Origin of the sequence: Mycobacterium liflandii, assembly GCF_022354805.1 — a bacterium.
Classification (GTDB): domain Bacteria; phylum Actinomycetota; class Actinomycetes; order Mycobacteriales; family Mycobacteriaceae; genus Mycobacterium; species Mycobacterium marinum.
The window spans coordinates 2695902-2717480 of the sequence record NZ_CP023138.1; the positions used below are offsets into that span (position 1 = coordinate 2695902).

The following is a 21579-nucleotide window of genomic DNA, read 5'->3' on the forward strand; positions in this document are numbered from 1 at the left end:
CCCGCCGAGAACAGCAGTCCGGCGTCACGGCCGTTGCCGCCGGCCCCGCCTACGCCGCCGACACCAACGGGTGCGAATCCGCCGTCCCCACCGCCGCCCCGCTGCCGAACAGCAGCCCGGCGTTGCCGCCGGATCCGCCGCCACCGGCGAAACCCCCGTGGCTGAAGCCGCCGGCTCCGCCACTGCCGCCCGGGCCACCAAGCAGTCCGGCATCGCCGCCGGCCCCGCCAAGACCTGCAATGCCGGTAGCGCCGCCACCGGTCCCGCCATTGCCGCCGCCGGCCCCGAATAGCCCGCCAAGTAGCCCGCCGGAGCCGCCGGCTCCACCCGAGCCGCCATCGCCATTGAGCACGCTCGCCCCGCCGGTGCCACCGACACCGCCGGCGCCCAGCAGTCCGCCGGCCCCGCCGCCGCCCCCGGCCCCACCGTTACCGCCGCCACCGGCCATGTTGGGTCCGCCGGATCCGCCGGATCCGCCGGCCCCGCCGGTGCCCGACAGCCAGCCGCCGGCCCCGCCGGATCCGCCGGCGCCGCCGTTGGTAGTCGATGTCAACGAGCTGCCTCCGGCCCCGCCGGTTCCGCCGGCGCCCCATAGCCCGGCCAAACCTCCGGCCCCGCCGTTGTGGCCGACGCCTGGTGCTCCGGACCCGCCGGCTCCGCCGTCACCGAGTAGCCACCCGCCAGGCGTGCCGATCGCCCCGGTGCCAGCAGCGCCGGGGGTGCCATTGCCGATCAGCGGGCGCCCGGTCAGTGCCTGGGTGGGCGCGTTGATGGCGGTGAGGACCTGCTGTTGCAGGTTGTGTAGGGGCGAGGTGCTTGCCGCTGCGTTGAATCCGTCCAGCCCGATGAGTAGCCCGCCGGTGCCGCCGACGCCGGTGCCGCCGTTGGTGGTGCTGGCACCGCCCACCCCGGCGTTGCCGCCGTTGCCGAACAGCACACCGGCGCCGCCGTTTCCGCCGGTCCCGCCGCTGACTCCAGCACCGCCGCCGGCACCGCCAGCGCCACCATTGCCAATCAGCTGGCCGGCTCTCCCGCCGGTCCCGCCGGCGCCGCCAAGGACGTTTTCGCCGTAGCCGCCGGCTCCGCCTATCCCGCCGTTGCCGACCAAGGCGGCGTTGCCGCCGTTGCCGCCGTCGCCACCACCTGTCGTGCCGTACCCGCCGTTCCCGCCGATCCCACCGGTGCCCCACAGCCCGCCGTTGCCGCCGGCCCCGCCGTTGCCGCCGGCGCCGGAGGAGTCGAAGGTGGTGGATCCGCCTGCCCCGCCGTCGCCGCCCGCCCCGCCGCGACCATCGACCGTCGAGCCGCCGCCGGCACCCCCGGCCCCTCCGGAACCGAACAGTCCAGCCGCTCCGCCGGTCCCGCCGGGCATCCCCGCCGCGCCCGACCCGCCGGCCCCACCATTACCGAGCAGCCACCCGCCCGGTGCCCCGTCCGCTCCGGTTCCCGGGGCCCCGTTGGCGCCATTGCCGATCAGCGGGCGCCCGGTCAACGCCAACGCGGGTTCGTTAATGGCGGCCAGCAGCGGGTCGGCGATCGATGCTGCACTTGCGGACTCCGCGCCGGCATAGGCGCTCGCGCCCGCGGTCAACGCTTGCACAAAGCGTTGCTGAAATGTGGCCGCCTGCGCGCTGGCTGCTTGATATGCATGGGCGTGTTGGGAAAACAAGGTCGCAACCGCCGCGGATACTTCGTCCCCGGCCGGGGCCAGAATCCCCGTTGTCGAAGCCGACGCAGCGGCGGTAGCCGAGTTCAAAGCTGTGCCGATATTGGCTAAATCCATTGCTGCCGAATCGATCAACTCCGGCAGCGTGATCACGAAGGACATGTGCTACCTCCAATACCGGAATAACCGGCTGGCGTCGGCCCGGGACCGACGCGGTCATGGTTCACCGTAGCGCGATTCGGGACCAGGATCTCGACATCGGGGCGGATGCGTTGCGGCACCGGGGGTCTTGGCGAACGTGTATGGGGTGAAGCCGTTTCTGGGCTCTTGTGCTGTCAACAAACAGCCGCCAACCCCCGCGAGGCCGGGATGCACTGCGTTGAGAGCGACTAATCGGCGCCTTGGTGAATCTGTTGGTTGGTGGCCACTTTGGCGACGGCCTCGCCGAGCAGAGCCCCCGCGTAGTCATCGCGGGTCCGCAAGTACATGAAGATGCGTTCGGCGCGGGCGCCGAAGCGGTTCTTCTCGACCTCGGCGTCCATGCCCATCCGGACTTTGCGCATTGACAGGGCGCATGCCCTGCGCACCCAATGCAGGATCGTCACGCGGTAAATGTCTCGATCCCGATACGCGTCGTCAACTCCCAACAGGAACGGCGCATAGGTGTCACCGCACTTGTGCGCGGCCCAGAATCCGACCGGCTGTTGTGGGCCGCCCGCTTCGGCGCGGATTCGGACCACCCCGAGTTCCCAAGCGGGGCTGGTCAGCATGCCCGGGAGCAGCGTCATCGGCAGGTCGAATAGGTTGATCCGAAACTTTTTCTGCTCCAGCTGTTCAAACAGGCCATGCAAGTAGACGGCCTCCTCATCGGTCAGTGGAGCCAGGCCTACTCCGTGGAAGCTCACTTCGGTGTCTTTCGCATGTTCGATAACCCGCCGCAGCTGGTAGCGCTTCTTGTTATGAAGTGCCGAATACCAGGCCGACTCGTCCGGGGCATCGAGGGTGAGGGTGTGGGTGTCGAGGATTGGCACGCGGGAGAAGCCCTCGTCGAGCATGAAGGTATCCATTTCCGGATCTCCGTCGGGCAAGTCTCGCAGCATGATCGCGTCGGCTCCCGCGCGCTCGGATTCTTCGTCCGCGGCGGCCAGAATCAGTCGTAGCGCTTCCCGCCAGGGGCCAATGCGGTCCAGGTAGAGGTGATTGCCCTCGGACAGCGTGGAACCCGTCATGACGACCGTCGAACTCAGGTAGTACCCAGGGCTCCGGCGTTGTTGATTAGCAGGCTTGTGAGCTGGGTTGATGATCTTTGGTGCCGCGCTATTGGGGCCTGAGTGTAGGCACGGGCTATCTGGAGAACGATCGAGTTGGTTACTGTTCGTCGTTGGTCTGGAGTTGCCCGTGCCTACCGTTTCAGTATTGCCTGTGTCGTCGGTTCCAGAGGTGTTCGACCGCTGGAGTCCTGGTGAGCGTAGCGAGCTCATCGGATCGGAGTTTCTCGATGTGTTGGTCTCGGTGCCAGACCCGAGGGACCCACGCGGTCGGAGGTATTCGCTGATGGCTTTGTTGGCGATCGCGGTTCTGGCCACTGCCGCGGGGATGCGCGGCTATGCTGGTTTTGCCACATGGGCGGCCACCGCTCCCGATGATGTGTTGGCCTAATTAGGGGTCCGGTTCCGGCGGCCCAGTGAGAAGACCTTCCGCGCTGTTTTGTCTCGGCTAGACCCCGCCGACCTCAACGCCAGGATGGGCAGTTACTTCACTGCACACGTGGCCAGCAGCGACCCCAGTGGATTGGTGCCGATCGCGTTGGACGGCAAGATGCTGCGTGGTGCTTTACGCGCCAAAGCGACAGCCACGCATCTCGTGTCGGTGTTCGCCCACCGTGCCCGATTGGTGCTCGGTCAACTCGCTGTCGCCGAGAAAAGCAATGAAATTCCCTGCGTACGTGCCCTGCTCACGCTGCTGCCGGGTAGCTTGCGGTGGCTGGTCACCGTGGATGCGATGCATACCCAGGTCGTCACCGCGAAGTTGATCTGCGCCACCTTGAAGTCGCACTACCTGATGATCGTCAAGTCCAACCAAGCCAAAATACTTACGCGTATCACCGCGCTGCCCTGGGCCGAGGTGCCCACAGCCGCTACCGACGACTCCCGCGGCCACGGCCGTGTCGAGACCCGCACCCTGCAAATCATCACCGCTGCACGAGGAATCGGCTTCCCCTACGCAAAACAAATCATCCGGATCACTCGTGAACGCTTGATCACCGCCACCGACCAGCGCAGCGTGGAGGTGGTCTATGCCATCTGCAGCCTGCCGTTCGAGCACGCCCGCCCTACCGCGATCATGACCTGGATGCGTCAACACTGGGGAATCGAGAACAGCCTGCACTGGATACGCGACGTCACCTTCGACGAAGACCGTCAAAGGGCACATACCGGAAACGGCGCACAGGTCCTAGCAACGCTACGCAACACCGCGATCAATCTGCACCGCCTCAACGGCGCCGACAACATCGCCGAAGCCTGCCGGATCACCGCTTTGACCGCCAACCGCCGCCTAGACCTCCTCAATCCACAATTCCCCAGCTCACAAGCCTGCTAATCAACAACGCCGGAGCCCTGCCGAACTTGGGAAGTCGGATGCGCGCGAGCGGGTGAAGGAAACCGAATAGTCCGGAAACGCTTGCGCCCGACCCGTTAGCCGTACGTAGGCTGATGCGCCCGCGCGATGTTGGCGCAACGCGCAGTTCAACGATGTATCCGTGGCCAGAACAGATCGCCCAAGCAGATCAGTTGCCGGGCACAAGGATCAGAACGAGATGAGCGGTATGGCCATTTCGGCCGCGGTGGCGGCGCCGTGAAAGCCGATGAGTCGGGCCGTTTCCGGCGGCTCGTGAGCCGTTGCCAGCACTGCCGCGTCGTCGGCACAAGTCACGACGACATCGCCGATTCGGAGCCGGTGCTCCGGTGCCACCGAACCGAAAATCCCTGTGGCAATTGCATCGTCGCGGGTGCGGACATCGGCTCGGGTTCCCAGCAGCTCCCGCCAGGTATCCAAGACGTCGGTTGTCGCCCCGGGCACGGTGTGCAGGTAGCGCACCCGCGGTTCACCGGCGACCACCCGGATCCCGGCCGAAAGCCGTGGGTCTGTGTCGAGATCGACGCGAGCATCGGCCGCGACATTGAGGCCACCGTGGTCTGCGGTCACCAGTAGCGCCGCATCCGGCGGCAACGCCTCGACCAGCCGGGTGAGCAAGGAATCCACGCTGCGCCCCGCCTCGTGCCACTGGGATGAACCGATGCCGAACAGGTGCGCCGCGGTGTCCAGGTCGGAGGTGTAGGCGTAAACCAGTCCCGGCGCGCCACGCACCTCATCGATGACCAGCTGAGCGTAGTCGTCGCTTGCGCGGGTCGGGTGAAACTGCGCGCCGCGGTACGCCGCTGCGGTCAAGCCGCTGCCGATGAACCACTCCGGCAGCACCGCGCGTGTACTGATGCCCGCCCACGTCAATCGTTCGAACCAGGTTGGGAGGGGCTGCCATTGGCCCTGTGGTGGATCATCGCGCCAGCGGATGTGGTTGAGCACTCGATCGGTTCCGGGGACGTTGACGGTAAAACCGAGGATGCCGTGCTCACCGGGCATCGCTCCGGTACCCAGGGAGACCAGGCTTGTCGGTGTCGTGGACGGAAACGTACAGCTGAGTTGGCTGACCCGACCGGCATCACCGGCCAACACGGAGGCCAGCAGTGCACCATCAGCGGCCAACTCGGGCAGCAAGTGCCAGCCCAGCCCGTCGACCAGGACGACGAGCACGCGGTCGACGTGGCCGACCCGGTCGATCAGCCCGAGCCGGTCTTCGGTGCCCGGGACCCCCAGTAGTGCGCCCGCCGCAGGCAACACGTCGCAGATGGAACCGGGCATGACGGTCAGTCTGGCATGCCGCTACACCCGAGCCAGTCGCTGGTTTGTCACTCGTAGCTGGCGGTGGGTGCTCTCGGCGAGCGCCACCACCTGTTCTGGCTGCAGCCGGGCGCAGAGCCGGCCCCAGTGCACGGCGACTTCTTCGCCGACCGACACATCGGGTACCGCGCTGTATCCGTCGGCCCAAACATCCAGTAGCTGCGATGAGGGCGCCGCCAAAGCCAGCGCCTCGCCATCCCAGATGAGGCTTTGACGCGAAACCTCAACGGCGTCACCAGTACGGGAGACGACTGTTGCCCAAGTGATTCGGCAACTATCGAGCACGCTCAGCGGATGCTCGTCGAGGCCCCGGCGCAGAAAGCGGGTCCACGGATAGACACCGAAGACGTGGAAGCAGTGATTTCCGGCCGCCTCGTGCGCCAGTTCCGGCGTCAGATGCGACCAATAACGGCCCGCCTGCGGGCCGATGATGGCCAGCAGCTCGTCGAAGAACCGGCCAGGCTCCACGTCGGCGCCGACGCCGCCACCGAGCCAGTATGCCTCGACGAGCCGATAGTCCAACGGATCGGCGATGCCGGTCAGCCGCGAGAGCACCCGCAGGTACGGCCACGCACCCGAGAATTTCCTGGCCGCGGCGCGCACATCGGCAACCGATCCGTCCCGCAGCGTGGCGCCCAGCGGGGGACCGCAATAGCCCAAGGCGTTGGGCGCGTAGGCGTAGCGGGCGAACATCTCGGGCCCCCGGATGTCGGGCGTATCAGGGACTGACACGCGTCATGCCCGCCCGGACTGCCCCACGAGCTTGACGGCGTCGCGGTGCAGGCGGCCGAAGTTGTAGTAGGCCGCACAGGCTCCCTCCGGAGACACCATGCACGTGCCGATCGGAGTCTCCGGCGTACACGCGGTGCCGAAGACCTTGCATTCCCAAGGCTTGAGCACACCCTTGAGCACCTCACCGCATTGGCATGCCTTCGGGTCGGCCACCCGTACGCCGGGCATCGCGAATCGCAGCTCGGCATCGAACTCGGCGAAATCGTCACTGAGCCGCAGTGCACTTTGCGAGATGAAGCCCAACCCACGCCACTCGAAGTGTGGGCGCAGGGCGAATACCTTGCCCATCAGTGCCAGTGCGGCGGGGTTGCCCTCTTCGGGCACGACCCGCTTGTACTGGTTTTCCACCTCGCAGCGGCCCTCACGAATCTGACGTAGCAGCATCGTGACCGACGCCAGGATGTCCAACGGCTCGAATCCCGCCACGACCAACGGCTTGTGGTACACCTCGGGCACGAACCGATACGGCCGATTACCCACGACGGTCGAGACATGACCGGGGCCAATGAAACCCGACAAGCGCAGATCCGGTGATTCCAGAATGGCCTTGATCGGCGGAACGATCGTTACGTGATTGCAGAACACGCTGAAGTTGGGTAACGCGAGGTCGCGAGCCCGCACCAGGGTCACCGCGGTCGAGGGTGCGGTGGTTTCAAAACCGATGGCGAAGAACACCACCTGCTTGTCCGGGTTGTCGATTGCGACCTTGAGCGCATCCAGCGGCGAGTAGACGAACCGAACGTCGGCGCCGCGCGCCTTGGCGTCCAGCAGGCTGCCGTCGGACCCGGGAACCCGCATCATGTCGCCGAAGCAGGTAAAGATGACATCGGGTTGGCCGGCCAGCCACATGGCGTCGTCGATGCGGCCCATCGGGATGACGCACACCGGACAACCGGGGCCGTGCACCAGTTCGACATTGTCTGGCAGGAGGTGTTCGATCCCATGCCGGTAGATGGTGTGCGTGTGTCCGCCGCACACCTCCATGAACTTGAAGTGTTCGGGGCCGGCTCCCGGCAGGTGCGCCAAATGTTCGATGGCGGTCAGCAGTTTTCGGGCCGCCGCCGGATCACGGAATTCGTCGACAAATTTCATCGTCAGCCTCCTCACACGATCGAGGATGAGTCGAAGGCTTCCATCTCGGCCGTGTAGGCCTCGCCGAGCTGCTTGATGGCGGCCAGCGTGAGTAACGCTTCGCTCTCATCGATCTTGGCCATCGCGAACCCGACGTGAACCAACACCCAATCGTCGGGTTGTGGCGTGTCTTCGTCGAGTAGCCGCACGCTGATCGTGCGCTGCACCCCACTGACATCGACTTTCGCCAAATAGTTCTCCGGATCGGTGATCTCGACGATCCGGCCCGGAATCCCAAGACACATGTCAGCCCCTCTCTTCTAGCAGCTCAGCAGATTCGCGGCAGCGGGTCGCCGACCAACATGTCGACAATCCGGGTACCACCGAATCCGGTTCGCAGGATTACGGTTTCGGCCGGCTCGGCGATGATCTCGCCAACCTCGGCCGCATCGGCTCCCAGAGGGTGCGACTGCAACGCGGCCAGCCCCGCTTCGGCTTCCTCGGGCGCGACGACAGCGATGAACTTGCCCTCATTGGCGACGTAAAGGGGGTCGATGCCGAGCAGCTCACACGCGCCGTTGACCATCGGAGCCACCGGAAGGCGCTGTTCGTCGAGCAAGACCCCGAAACCACAGGCCTGGGCCAGCTCGTTGCAGACGGTGCCCACCCCGCCGCGGGTGGCGTCGCGCAGCCAGCGGGTGCCCGGGGCGGCCGCCATGAGAAGTTCCACCAGCGGGCTGACCGACGCGGTGTCCGAGTGGATGTCGGCTTCGATGGCCAGATCCCCGCGCGCCAACATGACCGCCATGCCGTGATCACCCATCGAGCCGGACAACAGCACCTTGTCGCCCGGTCGCACCGAGTCGGCAGACAGCGCACGCCCGGTGGGAATGATGCCGGTCCCGGTGGTCGTGATGAACAGGCCGTCCGCTGCGCCCTTGGGCACCACCTTGGTGTCGCCGGTGACGATCTGCACGCCGGCCTTGGCCGCCGCGTCCGCCATGTCGGCGACGATCTGTTTCAACTCCTCGATCGGGAACCCTTCTTCGAGCACGAAGGCGGCCGAAATCCAGGACGGTACCGCGCCCGCCACGGCGAGGTCGTTGCATGTTCCGTGCACGGCGAGTTCGCCGATCGAGCCACCGGGAAAGCGTCTGGGCTGCAACACGAATGAGTCCGTGGATATCGCCACCCGCTCGCCGCTGGGCAGAGTGAGGATGGCTCCATCGCCCAGCGACTCCAGCAGCGGGTTGCGGCAAGCCTCCATGAACACCGCATCGATCAGCGCCGCGGACGCCTTTCCGCCGGCGCCGTGCGCCAGGGTGACGTGCTCGTCGAGCAGCCTGGGACGTCTGCGGCGAAACGACTCGATGCGCCCAATGACGTCACCTTCGGCAAAGCGCGGTCCTGACGACAAGTATTCGCCGGCTGACTTGCTCATGCCGCCCCCAGATCCCGGTCGACCTTTTCGTGGGTCGCCAACCACAACTGATAGCCCAACAATGCCTGTGACTCCTGAATCCGATGCACGCTTTGTGACCGAACGATGAAGCAGGCGTCGACGTTCGGGTTGTCCGCCATCGCGCCACCGTCGTAGCCGGCGAACCCGACGGTGTACAGACCCCGCTGCCGCGCCTCGGCCAACGCGGTCAACAGGTTCGGTGAATTGCCGCTGGTTGACATGGCGATCGCAATGTCGCCGGCCTGTGCGCGCGCGATCAATTGTCGGGCGAACACCAGCTCGAACCCGACATCGTTGCCCAGCGCGGTGATGATCGCCTGGTCGGCGGTCAGCGACCAGGCCGGCAGTGACGTCGCCGGTGTGCCGATCGGCGGCCGGGCGAACAGGCCGGCCAAGGTCGCCGAATCGGTGCAGCTACCGCCATTGCCGAAGGTGAACAGGCGCCCGCCGACGCGGAAGCGGCGTGCCATCTCGGTGGCGGCCTGGTCCAGCAGTTCGGCGTTGGCCTCCAGCGTGGAGCGCCGCAAGGCCAGGCTCTCGGCGGCCTTTGCCTGCGCCGAGGCGGCGAGGTCGGCGAGCAGGGATTGTGGATCTTCTTCCTGCGCGTCGATGAACGGATACAGAAAGTTGGTGGGTTCCTCGCGCGTCATGAGTCGTCCCCGTCGTCGCCGAGGCGGCTGATCGCGGTACCCGCATGCACTAGCACCAGGTCACCGGCGGCGACCGGGTCGATAAGTGTCGTGATCACGTCCTCGATGCCGCGCGCGGTGCGCACCGCGGCCAGCCCGTCGGCCGGGGCTGACACCACCTCGCCCAGCCGGCCTTCGTCGCTGCAGGTGACGCACACCTCCTCGGTGCACTCGGGTTTGAGCAAACCGGAATGTTCGAAGCAGACATGGGTCAATTCCCACAGCAGGTGATAGAACAGCACAAATCCGCCGGTTGCGGGCACTCGCGGGTCGGGATCGTCGAGCCAGAGCAGATGATCGGCCAGCGCGGCCTCGGGGCGGGCGCCGCTGCCGATCCAGATCGTGGTGGCGCCCCAGGCCGGACTGCGACGCATCACCGATCGGACGTCGGGCTGGTCGGCGCCGGCCACCGCGACCACGATGTCGCCGGGCCGCACCGATACCCGGACCAGATCCACCAGGTCAGGGCCGGTCAGCGCCACCGCGGGCAAGGCGCGTTTGCCCATGATGACCGGATGGACGAACTCGACCGCGATGTGCAGGGCATGCGGTTCCCACGACGGCGCGATTGACCACATGGTCGCGCCCGCGGCGAACCTTTTCGCCAGCGTGAACGCGGCGGCCGCCAGGTCAGCGGCCAGCTCGGAGCTGAGCCCGCGATCGATCGCGGTGGTGTTCATCGATCAGTCCTTTTCCAATCCTCATCCAGTCCTATCAACAAGGAAACCACGGCCTGGCCCAGCGCGAGCCCACCGTCGTTGGGCGGCACCGTATGGTGGGTCAGCACCTCGAATCCTTTTCGCTGCAATCGCTCCCGGCATGCCCGCAGCAGCAGCACGTTCTGGAACACTCCGCCGGTCAGGCCCACCAGCCCCACCTGGCCCGCTACCTGGGCAACCACCTCGGCGAAGGCGCGGGCCACCGCTTGGTGAAAACTCGCCGCCAGTACCGCCGGTGGCGTGCCAGCGCGCAGGGCCGATACCAGTGTTTGCACCATCGTGGTCGGGTCGATCACCCCGTCCGGGCGCACGGTGAGCGGCAGCGACGGCCGGGGCCCGTTGCACTCAGCGAGCGCCGACTCGGCGAGCGCCTCGAGTTCGATGGCGGCCTGGCCTTCATAGTCGATCCGGTGGCGGACGCCGAGCAGGGAAGCCACCGCGTCAAACAAGCGGCCCATGCTCGAGCACGGGACACAGCCCGTGCCGCTGGCCAACTGGGAACGCGTCACCCGTAGTTCATCGACTCCCGCCGCAGCGACCGGCGCCAGGTCCGGGCTCCACTCGATATGCGCGGTCCACAGCTGCGACAGCGCCATCCGTCACGGATTGCGCACCCCGGCATCGCCGCCGGGCAGCGGCACCGCCAACAGGTGTCCGGCGCGGGTGAAGCGGTGGCTCTGGGGCCCGAGGACAAGAATCTCCCCACCCCAAATCGTCTCATCACACCCATAGCCAGTGCCGTCGAAGGAGACTCCGACGACGGGTTCGTTGATCCGCCCGTGCTCGGCGAGCAGCGACACCACGTGCGCGTGATGGTGCTGGATCAGATCGAGTGGTCGATCGTCCGCGTGACGCTCGGCCCAGTTGCGGGTGTGGTAACCCGGATGCAGATCGGCGGCCAAACGAACCGGATGGCCGCGTATTTCGCTGAGTTGGCCAACCGCGCGCTCGAACGCACGCAACGTCTCCCAGGTAGCCATGTCACCGATATGCCCGGATAGGTAGGCCCGTGTGCCGTCGGTCAGACAGAACGTGTTCTTGAGCTCGCCGCCGACGGCAAGAACCGGTGGGCTCTCGACGGCGATGTGCCCGAGGTCGACCGGCAGGGGGGCATAGCCGCGAGATCGGCGGATCGGTAGCTCACGGGCCAGGCCCGCGTCTTCGACCACCCGCACCACCGAGTCGTCGCAGGGCACGTGGATGGGACGGTCATGGTCGAGCACCGCATCGCACAACATCGAAAGGCGCTCTGCGGCATCACCTTCGGTGAAGCAGATGGGTTCATCGGAGCGGTTGGCGCTGGTCAGCACCAGTGCCTCGGGCGCCGCCGCATCGGCACCCGGGACCGGCGCCAACAGTAGGTGATGGATGGGGGAGTACGGCAGCATCAGCCCGAGCAGCGGGCTGCCCGGAGCGACGGCGTCGGCGACCGGCGCGTCGGGGCGGCGGCGCAGCAACACAATTGGCCGGGCGGGATCGGACAACACCGCGGCCTCGGCATCGTCGATGAAGGCGTAGCGGCGCGCCACGTCCAGATCGCGGACCAAGATGGCGAAAGGTTTGGCCCCACGGCTTTTGCGGGATCGCAGCACACCGACCACCGCGTCGTCGTCGACGGCACAGGCCAGGTGGTAGCCGCCAATGCCCTTGATGGCGCAGACCTTCGCCGCCGTCAGGGCGTGCTGGGCGGCCGCCAACGCCGCATCCGCCCCGGCGACGTGCTCGGTTGCACTCCGAAACCACAGCGACGGACCGCAGTTTGGGCAGGCGATCGGTTGGGCGTGAAATCGGCGATCGCCTGGATCGTGGTACTCGGCGGCGCACCGCTCGCACATCGGGAATGCCGACATGGTGGTGCCCGGACGGTCGTAGGGCAGCGTGCGGATGACGGTCAATCTCGGCCCGCAATTGGTGCAGGTCACGAACGGGTGCCGAAAGCGTCGGTCCCGCGGGTCGAAAAGCTCGCGCACGCAGTCGTCGCACACCGCGATATCCGGCGGAATCGGTGTTGTCGCACCGGTGCGCCCTGGCTGGCAACGATCCGGAAGCCGGCGGCACCGGCCTGCAGCGCCAACTCGGTAGCCGAGACCGAGCTGATGCGGGCCAACGGCGGAGCGTCTGCGCGCAATCGGCGCGCAAACTCGTCCAGCCCGGCGCGCCCGCCCTGTACCTCGATGAAGACCGCCGCCGAGTCATTGCCGACGAACCCGGACAGACCCAGCTCGCTGGCCAGTTGGTGGACGAAGGGGCGAAAACCCACTCCCTGGACGACACCGGTCACCGTGAAACGCTGTCGGGTCTCGGCGCACCGCACCATCGCGGGCCGCAGCAGGGGGAGGCCGGCCATGTCAGCCGCCGTCGGTGAAGTCGGTGTCGGTTCTGCCGCGGCCCATCAACTCCAGACCGGCCATCGCTTGTTCGGCACCGGCCCGATCCGTTTTCTCGATGGCGAAGCCCATGTGAATGATCACTCAGTCACCGGGTGAAAATGTCTCCTCCGGCAGCATGCCGATATTGACTTTCCGCGCCTCACCGGTGACCTCGACCAACGCCAATTGCCCCTCGTAGCCGTCGAGGATCCTGATTACTTGACCGGGTATGCCCAGGCACATGCTCAGACCTCCTCTCCGGTCGACTGCGCGGTCGCGGGACCCTGTAGCGCCGCCACGATCTCCTCGACCGCTCGCGCGGCGCGGGGGACGGCCTTGGCGACGGGTTCGGTGAGGCCGATACCTTCCTCGACGCTACCCGCCTCGCATCCGACGACAACGGTGTAGGGCGGATTGCCGCCCAGCGCCCGCAGATTGGCGAACACCGTTCCTGGATCCATGCCGTGGGCGTCCAGGCCGGGCGCCTCTGACCAGGACGCTTGATCTGCCTCGAAATCGGCTTGGAAGACGTGCAGGGTGCCCGGATTGCCGCGGCTGGGTACCGCGTCGACGAGCACCAGGGTGTCCCAGCTGTCCAGCAGGTCGTAGGCCAAGTGCATACCGCGGATGCCGTAGTCGATGACGCGCACACCCGGATCGTTCTGCGGGATGTCGGCTCGCCGGACCACTTCGGAGCCAAATCCGTCATCCCCCAGAAAGATATTGCCGATTCCGGCTACCAGGATGCGTGCTGTCATCGGGCTGGCGGGAGGCTACATGCGCCGCAGCCTGAGGTAGCGACGGGCGTCCGGTAGCGATACCACGCCCATCACCACCGCGGCCGCCACGACCAGCGCGATGATGCCAAGGAAGATCCAGCCTAAGATCTCCATATCGAACTCCTTTCGTTGCTGGTTTGTTCGGATTCCAACGGCTCGACTTCGTCGGGGGAGAAGTACAGGTAGCGCCCGTACCAATCATGCAGATCGGCGGCGGGATCGTCCTCCACCACGACCCCGACGTGGCGGTTGCCCTCAACGTCCTCATGCACCGAGGTGACCCGCGCGATCTTGCCGGCAACAAAGATGTCCTGAGCGTCGGCGTTGCGCCTGGGGTGCAGCCGGACACGGCTGCCCCGCGCGACCCGGACCCCGTTCACCAGCACGCCGTCCAGCTCGGGCCGAACCGCGTTGTCGGCCATGGGATCCCACCAGTCGACTCCCTCGGGCAGCTCAGGGACCAGGCCGGAGACGGCATGCGGATCGCGCAGCACACCGTGCAGGCGCGCCATGGCTTCGGGTGACATGGCGTCGCATTGGTCGATGATCTGGGCGGCGCGCGGATCGGTGGCCCGCGCTTGCGCCTTCTCCTCGTCGGTCATCGTCATCACCCGAAGCGTCAGGATCTCGTCGATCTCCGTGCAGTCGTAGAGTGCGGTGTTGCTCTGTTCGGCGACCTCGGGGTGGTCATAGAGGATGATCGGCGAGATCAGCAGCAAGTCTTGGGTGCCCGGGGGGCCGGCCAGTACGGGGAAGCAGCGGTGCTGGGTGCACCGTGACACCGCATCGGCCGCGGCAGGCGCCGGCTCGAGCAGCGAGACAAACTGGCCGCCAATCACTTCGGCGATCACATGACTGCCGATCATGGACCGCGCGATCACCGAGTCTTTACCCTCGGTAACGGGATCCACCGGCGGCCCTACATTGCGGAGCCGCAACGAGACTCGCCGCAGGTCGCCGTCGGATTGGCTGGAAACCGTGAGTTCGCCGCGCACTTCCCGGCGTTGTCGCAGCAGACGACCGCCTTCGACCTCCTCGATGTCAGTGGCCGCGGGTGCCAGCACCGGTAGCTGCCACGGTTGGTCCGGATCGTCGAATGCGAGTGGTCCGAATGACATTTCGCACTCGACCGCTTCGTCCCAGGTCAGCCATGATCCGGACGGTGTCGCCAGTTCGTCGACGGCCTCGAACGCGCCGTTGATTTCGCGCTCGGCCCGGCGATGCTGCAACTGCAGGAAGCGCACCGCCACGGTGATCGCCTGGGTGCCCTCGACCAGGAACTCTGCCGCGAGCGTGTCGTCTTCACCCAAGCCGGCATCGGCCGCCCCGGGCGGACCCAAAACGCCGAACTGCCAACGAGACTGGTTCTTGCTGGAGGTCCCACGGTACGGATACAGCAGGTAACCCTCGTAGAGCACCGCGTCGGCGACCGCGCGGGCCCGGTCTCGGTTTGAGGTCATTGGGCGACCTCCGGTAGTGCGGCGGCGGCGATCAGGGCGGTGACCGTGTGGTCGAGGTCGAGCAGTCCGTGGGCCGACTTGTAACGGGCCAGCGCGCTGATGGTGTCATGGCCCAGCCGCGCCCAACCGGAATTTGGATAGTGCTGGGCGATCAGCTGATGCCACACCGCCACCGGCATGTCGTATCGATCTTCGCAATCCCAGGACACCTGCTGGACCGAGAATCCGCGCTCGGACTTGACGAAGATGGTCCCGCTGAAGAGAAATTGAAGGGGCAATGCGCCGTCGCGGAGCGCATGCAGGTACTTGGCGGCGGTCACCTCGAAGTCGTATATGCAGTCCAGCGGCAGGGCGACAGTCGTGTTGCCGGCGAATCCGGGGACCATCGCGGTGCAGTGTTGCCACAAGAAGGTGCGCTGGGTGATAGCCCAGGGCTCCGGCGTTGTTGATTAGCAGGCTTGTGAGCTGGGGAATTGTGGATTGAGGAGGTCTAGGCGGCGGTTGGCGGTCAAAGCGGTGATCCGGCAGGCTTCGGCGATGTTGTCGGCGCCGTTGAGGCGGTGCAGATTGATGGCGGTGTTGCGTAGCGTTGCTAGGACCTGTGCGCCGTTTCCGGTATGTGCCCTTTGACGGTCTTCGTCGAAGGTGACGTCGCGTATCCAGTGCAGGCTGTTCTCGATTCCCCAGTGTTGACGCATCCAGGTCATGATCGCGGTAGGGCGGGCGTGCTCGAACGGCAGGCTGCAGATGGCATAGACCACCTCCACGCTGCGCTGGTCGGTGGCGGTGATCAAGCGTTCACGAGTGATCCGGATGATTTGTTTTGCGTAGGGGAAGCCGATTCCTCGTGCAGCGGTGATGATTTGCAGGGTGCGGGTCTCGACACGGCCGTGGCCGCGGGAGTCGTCGGTAGCGGCTGCGGGCACCTCGGCCCAGGGCAGCGCGGTGATACGCGCAAGTATTTTGGCTTGGTTGGACTTGACGATCATCAGGTAGTGCGACTTCAAGGTGGCGCAGATCAACTTCGCGGTGACGACCTGGGTATGCATCGCATCCACGGTGACCAGCCACCGCAAGCTACCCGGCAGCAGCGTGAGCAGGGCACGTACGCAGGGAATTTCATTGCTTTTCTCGGCGACAGCGAGTTGACCGAGCACCAATCGGGCACGGTGGGCGAACACCGACACGAGATGCGTGGCTGTCGCTTTGGCGCGTAAAGCACCACGCAGCATCTTGCCGTCCAACGCGATCGGCACCAATCCACTGGGGTCGCTGCTGGCCACGTGTGCAGTGAAGTAACTGCCCATCCTGGCGTTGAGGTCGGCGGGGTCTAGCCGAGACAAAACAGCGCGGAAGGTCTTCTCACTGGGCCGCCGGAACCGGACCCCTAATTGGGCCAACACATCATTGGGAGCGGTGGCCGCCCATGTGGCAAAACCAGCATAGCCGCGCATCCCCGCGGCAGTGGCCAGAACCGCGATCGCCAACAAAGCCATCAGCGAATACCTCCGACCGCGTGGGTCCCTCGGGTCTGGCACCGAGGCCAACACATCGAGAAACTCCGATCCGATGAGCTCGCTGCGCTCACCAGGACTCCAGCGGTCGAACACCTCTGGAACCGACGACACAGGCAATACTGAAACGGTAGGCACGGGCAACTCCAGACCAACGACGAACAGTAACCAACTCGATCGTTCTCCAGATAGCCCGTGCCTACACTCCGGCCCCAATAGCGCGGCACCAAAGATCATCAACCCAGCTCACAAGCCTGCTAATCAACAACGCCGGAGCCCTGGGTGATAGCCCAGCGTTCGCGGGCACCGAAAAGGTCCACCAGTCCGTCCGCCTCGGCATCGGAATAGGGACGACGCAGCGGCTCGATTCGGACCTGGCAGCGCAGCGCAATGGCGTGCACCGGGTCTTCGCCGCCGGTGTCGATCCCGACGCGGGCGGTCAGCACCGGGCTGACGGCGTAGGGTTCGGGCGCCACGTCCAACACGGCGAAGGTCAGGTCCAGCGGTTGTTCGTTCATCGCGGCGTCTCCACCGCCTTGCCCGCGACCTTCGCGAAAAAGCTGTCGATGAACTCCCGGGCTTGCTGACCGCCATCGAACCCTCGCCACAGCATGCGCAACCGTCCGACGAACTCGTAGCACGCATCGATCGGGACCAGATAGCTGCGTGGGGCGCCCGATTCGGGGACTTGCACCAGCAGCGCTTCAACGTCGTCGGCAAGCAGTTCGAGTCGCTTGTCGCCGTCTTTGAGGTCGCTCCAGACATCGAGGTCCAGCTCGGATTCGCAGGCCCCGGCCGGGCCCGGATAGAAGGCGACGGTGCGTCCGAGAGCGGAGTTGGTGAAGAAGAACGCCACACCGACCGGGATCTGCAGTGCGTCCCAGGCGCGGCGGTCCAGCGCGAAATCCGGGAACCACAAGTACCGGTCGGGCACCGCGCGGTAGCGCAACTCGGCGGCCGAGTCCGTGAACAACAGATAGCAGGCTCGACAGACGCACATCAGTTGCCGGCCAGCCACATTGACGACGTGCTGGTGCTCGTCGGCGATCTCGGTAGCGCACATTTCGCAGTGCTCACCCGCTGGTTCGGGAGGCCGCCGGTTGGCGGTGATCCGCGCCAACACGTCATAGGCGGTGTTCATGCGATGGCTCCCAGCTCTTGACCGCGCAGTGCTATCGAGGGCACACCGTCGCGAATCAGCAGCGGCAGCGGGTCGAGGTGGAGCTCCTGGTGTCCCGCGCCGGCGGGTACGCCGGCCTGCACGACGTCGAAATCTGTTCGGCAGCCAGGGCATCGCAGAAGGGTGCCCAGCAGTTGCGCCCCGGCCAGGGAGTCACGGCAGATCGGACAATGGTCGCGGTAGGCCAGTACCTGCTCGCCGACGCGGCACGCCAGTAGCGTGGTGTCGCCAATCGCAAAACCGGCGACTTCGCCGGGCACCAGTTCGGCCAGCTCGGGCACCGGGTGCCAGCTGGTGGCGCGTGATGCGTTGGACCCGTTGGAATGCACGCGCGACAACAACGACTCCGCCGGTATCACGCCGGCGGTGCTGGCGGGTTCGGCCGCCACGACCTCGATCGCCGCGATTTCCGGGGCGGCAGCCCGCACCGCGTCCTGTACCGCCAACTCCAGCGTCACCGCCGACGACGGACAGCTCTTGCAGCTGCCGGTGAATGCCAGGCGCACGGTGATGTCGCCCGATCGCCCGGTGACGACGTCGATCAAATCGACGTCACCGCCGTGGGATCCGAGATAGGGCCGTACCCCGTCCAAAGCGTCGGACACTCGCCGGTGGACGTCATGCGGGTGTAGGCCGTGGACCAGGAGCAGGCTGGCCACCAGGTCGTCGGTGGCCAGCCGCTCGGCTAGGTCGATGTGCGCGTCCGGGTCCAGACCAGGCTGGGAGAGCAGCCGCATGATCCGCTCAAGCCCGGCTCCGTAGAGGCCGACTACCTCCCGGACCAGTTGCGAAGCGCGCTCCTGAGCGGCGGCTCCGCCGGCCGCGCAGGAGTCCAGGAGTGTCTGGATCCGATCGCCCGCTGTACGCCACTGCACGTCGCTTTCCGAAATTGCCTGGGTAGGTTCCGAGGGGGTTTCCGGGCGATCCGCCATGTGTCACTCCCCGACGGGTGACTGTGTTGGTGTGTGCAGTCTCTCCAGGGTTTTGCCCTTACCCAGATACATGTGCACCCCGCAAGGCAGGCACGGATCAAAGCTACGCACGGTGCGCATGACATCGATGCCCTTGAAGTTTTCCCGGTCGTTCTCTTCGAAGATCGGCTGGCCCTGCACGGCATCTTCGTAGGGGCCTGGGGTGCCAAAGCTGTCGCGCGGGTTGGCATTCCACGGTGTGGGCGGATACGGATGATAGTTGGCGATCTTGCCGTTGCGAATCACCAGATGGTGGCTCAGCACTCCACGCACGGCCTCGGTGAACCCGCATCCGATGCCCTCGTCGGGCACCTCGAATTTCTCCCAGGTCTTGGTGCGCCCGGCCCGGATCTCGGCGAGTGCTTTCTCGGCGAAGTGCAGGGCGCACGCCGCGGCGTAGGCCTGGAAGTAGGTGCGGGCGCGGTCGCGCTCGATGGTGTTGCTGCCGTGCTTGGGTACCTTCCACTCAAACTCGACCGGGCCCTTCAGCGCGGTCTTGGGCAGGTTGATCTTGACGCTGTTGCCGGTGGCCTTGACGTAGCCGATGTCGACCAGGCCGGCCAGGGCCGTCGCCCACAGCCGGGCCAGCGGACCGCCACCGGTGTCCAGGGCCAGGTGATCCTTGCCGTCAAACCAGCGCGGCGACATCACCCAGCTGTACTTGCCGCCATCCATTTCCCGCTTCTGGGGATGCGGGTTGGTGTGCTGGTTCCACGGGTGGCGTCGATCCACCTTGTTGCCCAGGGGATCGGTCTTGACAAACATCTCCTGGTCGGTCCAGTCGTCGTAATACGAACTGCCCAAAAGGATCCGGATACCCAGGTTGATGTCCACCAGCGAGTGGGTGACCAGCTTGCCGTCGACCACAACACCCGGGGTTACAAACATGGCGTTACCCCAGCGTTCCATGTCCTTGTATTCGAAGTTGCACACCTCGGGATCCTGGAAGGAGCCCCAGCAGCCGAGCAGCGTGCGGCGCAGGCCCACCTTCTCGTAGCCGGGCAGGGCGTCGTAGAAGAAGTCGAACAGATCGTCGTGTAGCGGGACGACCTTCTTCATGAACTCCACGTAGCGCATCAGACGCGTCATGTAGTCGGTCATCAACTGGATGGTCGCGACCGTGCCGACCCCACCCGGGTACAGCGTGGAGGGGTGCACGTGGCGACCTTCCATCAGACAGAACATCTCTCGGGTCCAGCGACTGACTTGCAGGGCTTCGCGATAGAACTCGCCGCTGAACGGGTTGAGCGAGCGCATGATGTCGGCGATGGTCTTGTATCCGTGCGCGTCGGCATGTGGCGCTTCGGTCTTTTCCGCTTTGGCGAGCACTCCGGGGTTGGTTTCGGAGACCATCTTTTCGCAGAAGTCCACGCCGACCAGGTTCTCTTGGAAGATGTTGTGGTCGAACATGTACTCGGCGGCCTCACCGAGGTTGACGATCCATTCACCCAGGTGTGGCGGCCGGACTCCGTAGGCCATGTTCTGCGCGTAGCACGAACAGGTGGCGTGGTTGTCACCGCAGATGCCGCAGATGCGGCTGGTGATGAAGTGGGCGTCTCGGGGATCCTTGCCTTTCATGAAGATGGAGTAGCCGCGGAAAATAGACGAAGTGCTGTGGCACTCGACGACTTCGCGGTTTTCGAAATCGATCTTGGTGTAGATGCCGAGGCTGCCCACGATTCGGGTGATCGGATCCCACGCCATTTCGACGAGCTGGCCGGGTTCGCGCTTGGCAGTGGTGGGCTCGGGGACGATAGTTGTCATCGGAGTCTCTCTGTCTAGAACAAGATGGAGTGCCGGTCGGTTCGTCGAACTACCAGGTGCGGCGGGCTCCAGTGGTGAGTTGGGTGCCCTTGTGGCGCCAGCGCGGTTCCTTGTCGACGGTGCGTTCGGTGATATTGCGCAGACTGCGGATCACCGTTCCGTACAGACCCGACACGGTGCTGGACAACTTGCCGCCCGGCGGCTCGTCCATGAACGGCATGAACTTGTCCGGGAATCCCGGCATCGTGCAACCGATGCAAATGCCGCCGACGTTCGGGCAACCCCCGATGCCGTTGATCCAGCCGCGCTTGGACACGTTGCACTTCACAACGGGACCCCAACATCCCCGTCTGACAATGCATTTCGGTGAACCGTATTCGGTGGCGAAGTCTCCCTGCTCGTAGTAACCGGCCCGGTCGCAGCCCTCGTGCACGGTGTTGCCGAACAACCACTTGGGGCGCAGCGCGTCGTCGAGCGGAATCATCGGTGCCTGCCCGGTGGCCATGTAGAGCAGATACGTCAGGGTCTCCGACAGGTTGTCCGGGTGAATCGGGCAGCCGGGAACGCAGACGATCGGGATGCCGGCCTTGCTCTTCCAGTCCCAGCCCAGGTAGTCGGGCACCCCCATCGCCCCGGTCGGATTGCCGGCCATCGCGTGGATGCCGCCGTAGGTGGCGCATGTTCCCACGGCGACGACAGCGGTGGCTTTGGGCGTCAGCCGATCCAGCCATTCGCTGGTGGTCATCGGCTGACCGGTCGCCGGGTCGTTGCCGAACCCGCACCAGTAGCCCTCGTTCTTGATCTTCTCGTTGGGAATCGACCCTTCCACGACGAGCACGAAGGGCTCCAATTCACCGCGTTCGGCCTTGAAGAACCACGCGAGAAAGTCGTCCGCGCCCCCGCTGGGCCCACATTCAAAATCGATCAATGGCCAGTGGACAGCGACCTGAGGCAGGCCGGGAAGTGCGCCTAATGCGATTTCCTCGACGCTGGGCTGGGTGGCGGCAGTCAACGCCACCGAATCGCCGTCACAACTAAGACCTGCATTGATCCACAGAACATGGATCAAGGTTTCTTCTGCTTTGACTGCTGCTTCTGTTGGCATGCTGCAGCTTTCCGGGGCGGGCTGAAGCCCCTCACGCTGCCGGAGTCGACCTTCGGCCCAGGGCTCCGGCGTTGTTGA

The 21579-nt window shown here is 65.7% G+C and carries 17 protein-coding genes and 5 pseudogenes; 1 reads left to right on the forward strand and 21 read right to left on the reverse strand.

What is annotated here, in order from left to right:
- Window positions 1-49: 49 nt before the first annotated feature.
- Window positions 50-1828, reverse strand: coding sequence for a PE family protein (locus CKW46_RS12120; RefSeq protein WP_482053196.1), 1779 nt, complete (start codon window positions 1826-1828; stop codon window positions 50-52).
- A 227-nt stretch (window positions 1829-2055) separates the two neighbouring features.
- Window positions 2056-2895: a GNAT family N-acetyltransferase gene (locus CKW46_RS12125; RefSeq protein ID WP_240274941.1), complete on the reverse strand. Its 840-nt coding sequence runs from the start codon at window positions 2893-2895 to the stop codon at window positions 2056-2058.
- 169 nt (window positions 2896-3064) lie between these two features.
- On the opposite strand from CKW46_RS12125, the pseudogene CKW46_RS12130 reads away from it, so the two are divergent.
- Window positions 3065-4267: pseudogene (locus CKW46_RS12130) on the forward strand (ISAs1-like element IS2404/ISMul1 family transposase).
- 207 nt (window positions 4268-4474) lie between these two features.
- Here the strand turns inward: CKW46_RS12130 and CKW46_RS12135 are convergent.
- The 19 genes and pseudogenes from CKW46_RS12135 to CKW46_RS12225 form a co-directional block, all read right to left on the reverse strand.
- Window positions 4475-5587 (reverse strand): alkaline phosphatase family protein, encoded by a 1113-nt coding sequence (locus CKW46_RS12135; protein ID WP_015355226.1) that lies wholly within the window; start codon window positions 5585-5587, stop codon window positions 4475-4477.
- A gap of 21 nt (window positions 5588-5608) precedes the next feature.
- A complete protein-coding gene (locus CKW46_RS12140; RefSeq protein ID WP_117436858.1) occupies window positions 5609-6358 on the reverse strand; it encodes a DUF6390 family protein in 750 nt (249 codons plus the stop codon).
- Window positions 6359-6361: 3 nt separating this feature from the next.
- The gene (gene hypD, locus CKW46_RS12145; protein WP_020724727.1) at window positions 6362-7510 is read right to left on the reverse strand and encodes a hydrogenase formation protein HypD; all 1149 of its coding nucleotides are present in this window, start codon (window positions 7508-7510) and stop codon (window positions 6362-6364) included.
- 11 nt (window positions 7511-7521) lie between these two features.
- On the reverse strand, window positions 7522-7794 hold the full coding sequence (locus tag CKW46_RS12150; RefSeq protein ID WP_012393655.1) for a HypC/HybG/HupF family hydrogenase formation chaperone: 273 nt from the start codon (window positions 7792-7794) through the stop codon (window positions 7522-7524).
- Window positions 7795-7817: 23 nt separating this feature from the next.
- A complete protein-coding gene (gene hypE / locus CKW46_RS12155) occupies window positions 7818-8930 on the reverse strand; it encodes a hydrogenase expression/formation protein HypE (protein ID WP_482053197.1) in 1113 nt (370 codons plus the stop codon).
- Window positions 8927-9601, reverse strand: a complete 675-nt coding sequence (locus tag CKW46_RS12160) for a D-sedoheptulose-7-phosphate isomerase (RefSeq protein WP_012393657.1) — start codon at window positions 9599-9601, stop codon at window positions 8927-8929. Before CKW46_RS12160 ends, hypE begins: the two co-directional genes overlap by 4 nt.
- Entirely contained in the window at window positions 9598-10320 is a 723-nt protein-coding gene (locus tag CKW46_RS12165; protein ID WP_020788080.1) for a HypC/HybG/HupF family hydrogenase formation chaperone, read from the reverse strand. The genes CKW46_RS12160 and CKW46_RS12165 overlap by 4 nt, the downstream gene beginning before the upstream one ends.
- Window positions 10317-12706 (reverse strand): annotated as a pseudogene (gene hypF / locus CKW46_RS12170) (carbamoyltransferase HypF). The gene CKW46_RS12165 and the pseudogene hypF overlap by 4 nt, the downstream one beginning before the upstream one ends.
- A 1-nt stretch (window position 12707) precedes the next feature.
- Window positions 12708-12971, reverse strand: a pseudogene (locus CKW46_RS12175) (HypC/HybG/HupF family hydrogenase formation chaperone).
- 2 nt (window positions 12972-12973) lie between these two features.
- Window positions 12974-13486: a hydrogenase maturation protease gene (locus tag CKW46_RS12180; protein ID WP_012393661.1), complete on the reverse strand. Its 513-nt coding sequence runs from the start codon at window positions 13484-13486 to the stop codon at window positions 12974-12976.
- A 15-nt stretch (window positions 13487-13501) separates the two neighbouring features.
- A complete protein-coding gene (locus CKW46_RS12185; protein ID WP_015355232.1) occupies window positions 13502-13621 on the reverse strand; it encodes a DUF6893 family small protein in 120 nt (39 codons plus the stop codon).
- Entirely contained in the window at window positions 13609-14967 is a 1359-nt protein-coding gene (locus tag CKW46_RS12190; RefSeq protein WP_117436862.1) for a hypothetical protein, read from the reverse strand. The genes CKW46_RS12185 and CKW46_RS12190 overlap by 13 nt, the downstream gene beginning before the upstream one ends.
- Window positions 14964-15404: pseudogene (locus tag CKW46_RS12195) on the reverse strand (DUF6084 family protein); the annotation flags it as partial. The gene CKW46_RS12190 and the pseudogene CKW46_RS12195, both read right to left, overlap by 4 nt.
- Before the next feature lie 12 nt (window positions 15405-15416).
- Complete coding sequence (locus tag CKW46_RS12200; protein WP_482053401.1) at window positions 15417-16619, reverse strand: ISAs1-like element IS2404/ISMul1 family transposase; 1203 nt, start codon at window positions 16617-16619, stop codon at window positions 15417-15419.
- A 140-nt stretch (window positions 16620-16759) separates the two neighbouring features.
- A pseudogene (locus CKW46_RS12205) lies at window positions 16760-16999 on the reverse strand (DUF6084 family protein); the annotation flags it as partial.
- Window positions 16996-17622: a DUF5947 family protein gene (locus CKW46_RS12210; RefSeq protein WP_117437257.1), complete on the reverse strand. Its 627-nt coding sequence runs from the start codon at window positions 17620-17622 to the stop codon at window positions 16996-16998. The gene CKW46_RS12210 and the pseudogene CKW46_RS12205, both read right to left, overlap by 4 nt.
- Window positions 17619-18593, reverse strand: coding sequence for a NifU family protein (locus CKW46_RS12215; protein WP_015355235.1), 975 nt, complete (start codon window positions 18591-18593; stop codon window positions 17619-17621). Before CKW46_RS12215 ends, CKW46_RS12210 begins: the two co-directional genes overlap by 4 nt.
- A gap of 3 nt (window positions 18594-18596) precedes the next feature.
- The gene (locus tag CKW46_RS12220; RefSeq protein ID WP_012393666.1) at window positions 18597-20396 is read right to left on the reverse strand and encodes a nickel-dependent hydrogenase large subunit; all 1800 of its coding nucleotides are present in this window, start codon (window positions 20394-20396) and stop codon (window positions 18597-18599) included.
- 49 nt (window positions 20397-20445) lie between these two features.
- The gene (locus tag CKW46_RS12225; protein WP_482053198.1) at window positions 20446-21501 is read right to left on the reverse strand and encodes an NADH-quinone oxidoreductase subunit B family protein; all 1056 of its coding nucleotides are present in this window, start codon (window positions 21499-21501) and stop codon (window positions 20446-20448) included.
- Window positions 21502-21579 lie beyond the last annotated feature (78 nt).

Excerpts from the sequence above, each read along its gene's own strand:
- CKW46_RS12120 (WP_482053196.1), bottom strand. The coding sequence starts at position 1,828 with ATGTCCTTCGTGATCACGCTGCCGGAGTTGATCGATTCGGCAGCAATG.
- CKW46_RS12125 (WP_240274941.1), bottom strand. The coding sequence starts at position 2,895 with ATGACGGGTTCCACGCTGTCCGAGGGCAATCACCTCTACCTGGACCGC.
- CKW46_RS12135 (WP_015355226.1), bottom strand. The coding sequence starts at position 5,587 with ATGCCCGGTTCCATCTGCGACGTGTTGCCTGCGGCGGGCGCACTACTG.
- hypD (WP_020724727.1), bottom strand. The coding sequence starts at position 7,510 with ATGAAATTTGTCGACGAATTCCGTGATCCGGCGGCGGCCCGAAAACTG.
- CKW46_RS12150 (WP_012393655.1), bottom strand. The coding sequence starts at position 7,794 with ATGTGTCTTGGGATTCCGGGCCGGATCGTCGAGATCACCGATCCGGAG.
- hypE (WP_482053197.1), bottom strand. The coding sequence starts at position 8,930 with ATGAGCAAGTCAGCCGGCGAATACTTGTCGTCAGGACCGCGCTTTGCC.
- CKW46_RS12160 (WP_012393657.1), bottom strand. The coding sequence starts at position 9,601 with ATGACGCGCGAGGAACCCACCAACTTTCTGTATCCGTTCATCGACGCG.
- CKW46_RS12165 (WP_020788080.1), bottom strand. The coding sequence starts at position 10,320 with ATGAACACCACCGCGATCGATCGCGGGCTCAGCTCCGAGCTGGCCGCT.
- CKW46_RS12180 (WP_012393661.1), bottom strand. The coding sequence starts at position 13,486 with ATGACAGCACGCATCCTGGTAGCCGGAATCGGCAATATCTTTCTGGGG.
- CKW46_RS12185 (WP_015355232.1), bottom strand. The coding sequence starts at position 13,621 with ATGGAGATCTTAGGCTGGATCTTCCTTGGCATCATCGCGCTGGTCGTG.
- CKW46_RS12190 (WP_117436862.1), bottom strand. The coding sequence starts at position 14,967 with ATGACCTCAAACCGAGACCGGGCCCGCGCGGTCGCCGACGCGGTGCTC.
- CKW46_RS12210 (WP_117437257.1), bottom strand. The coding sequence starts at position 17,622 with ATGAACACCGCCTATGACGTGTTGGCGCGGATCACCGCCAACCGGCGG.
- CKW46_RS12215 (WP_015355235.1), bottom strand. The coding sequence starts at position 18,593 with ATGGCGGATCGCCCGGAAACCCCCTCGGAACCTACCCAGGCAATTTCG.
- CKW46_RS12220 (WP_012393666.1), bottom strand. The coding sequence starts at position 20,396 with ATGACAACTATCGTCCCCGAGCCCACCACTGCCAAGCGCGAACCCGGC.
- CKW46_RS12225 (WP_482053198.1), bottom strand. The coding sequence starts at position 21,501 with ATGCCAACAGAAGCAGCAGTCAAAGCAGAAGAAACCTTGATCCATGTT.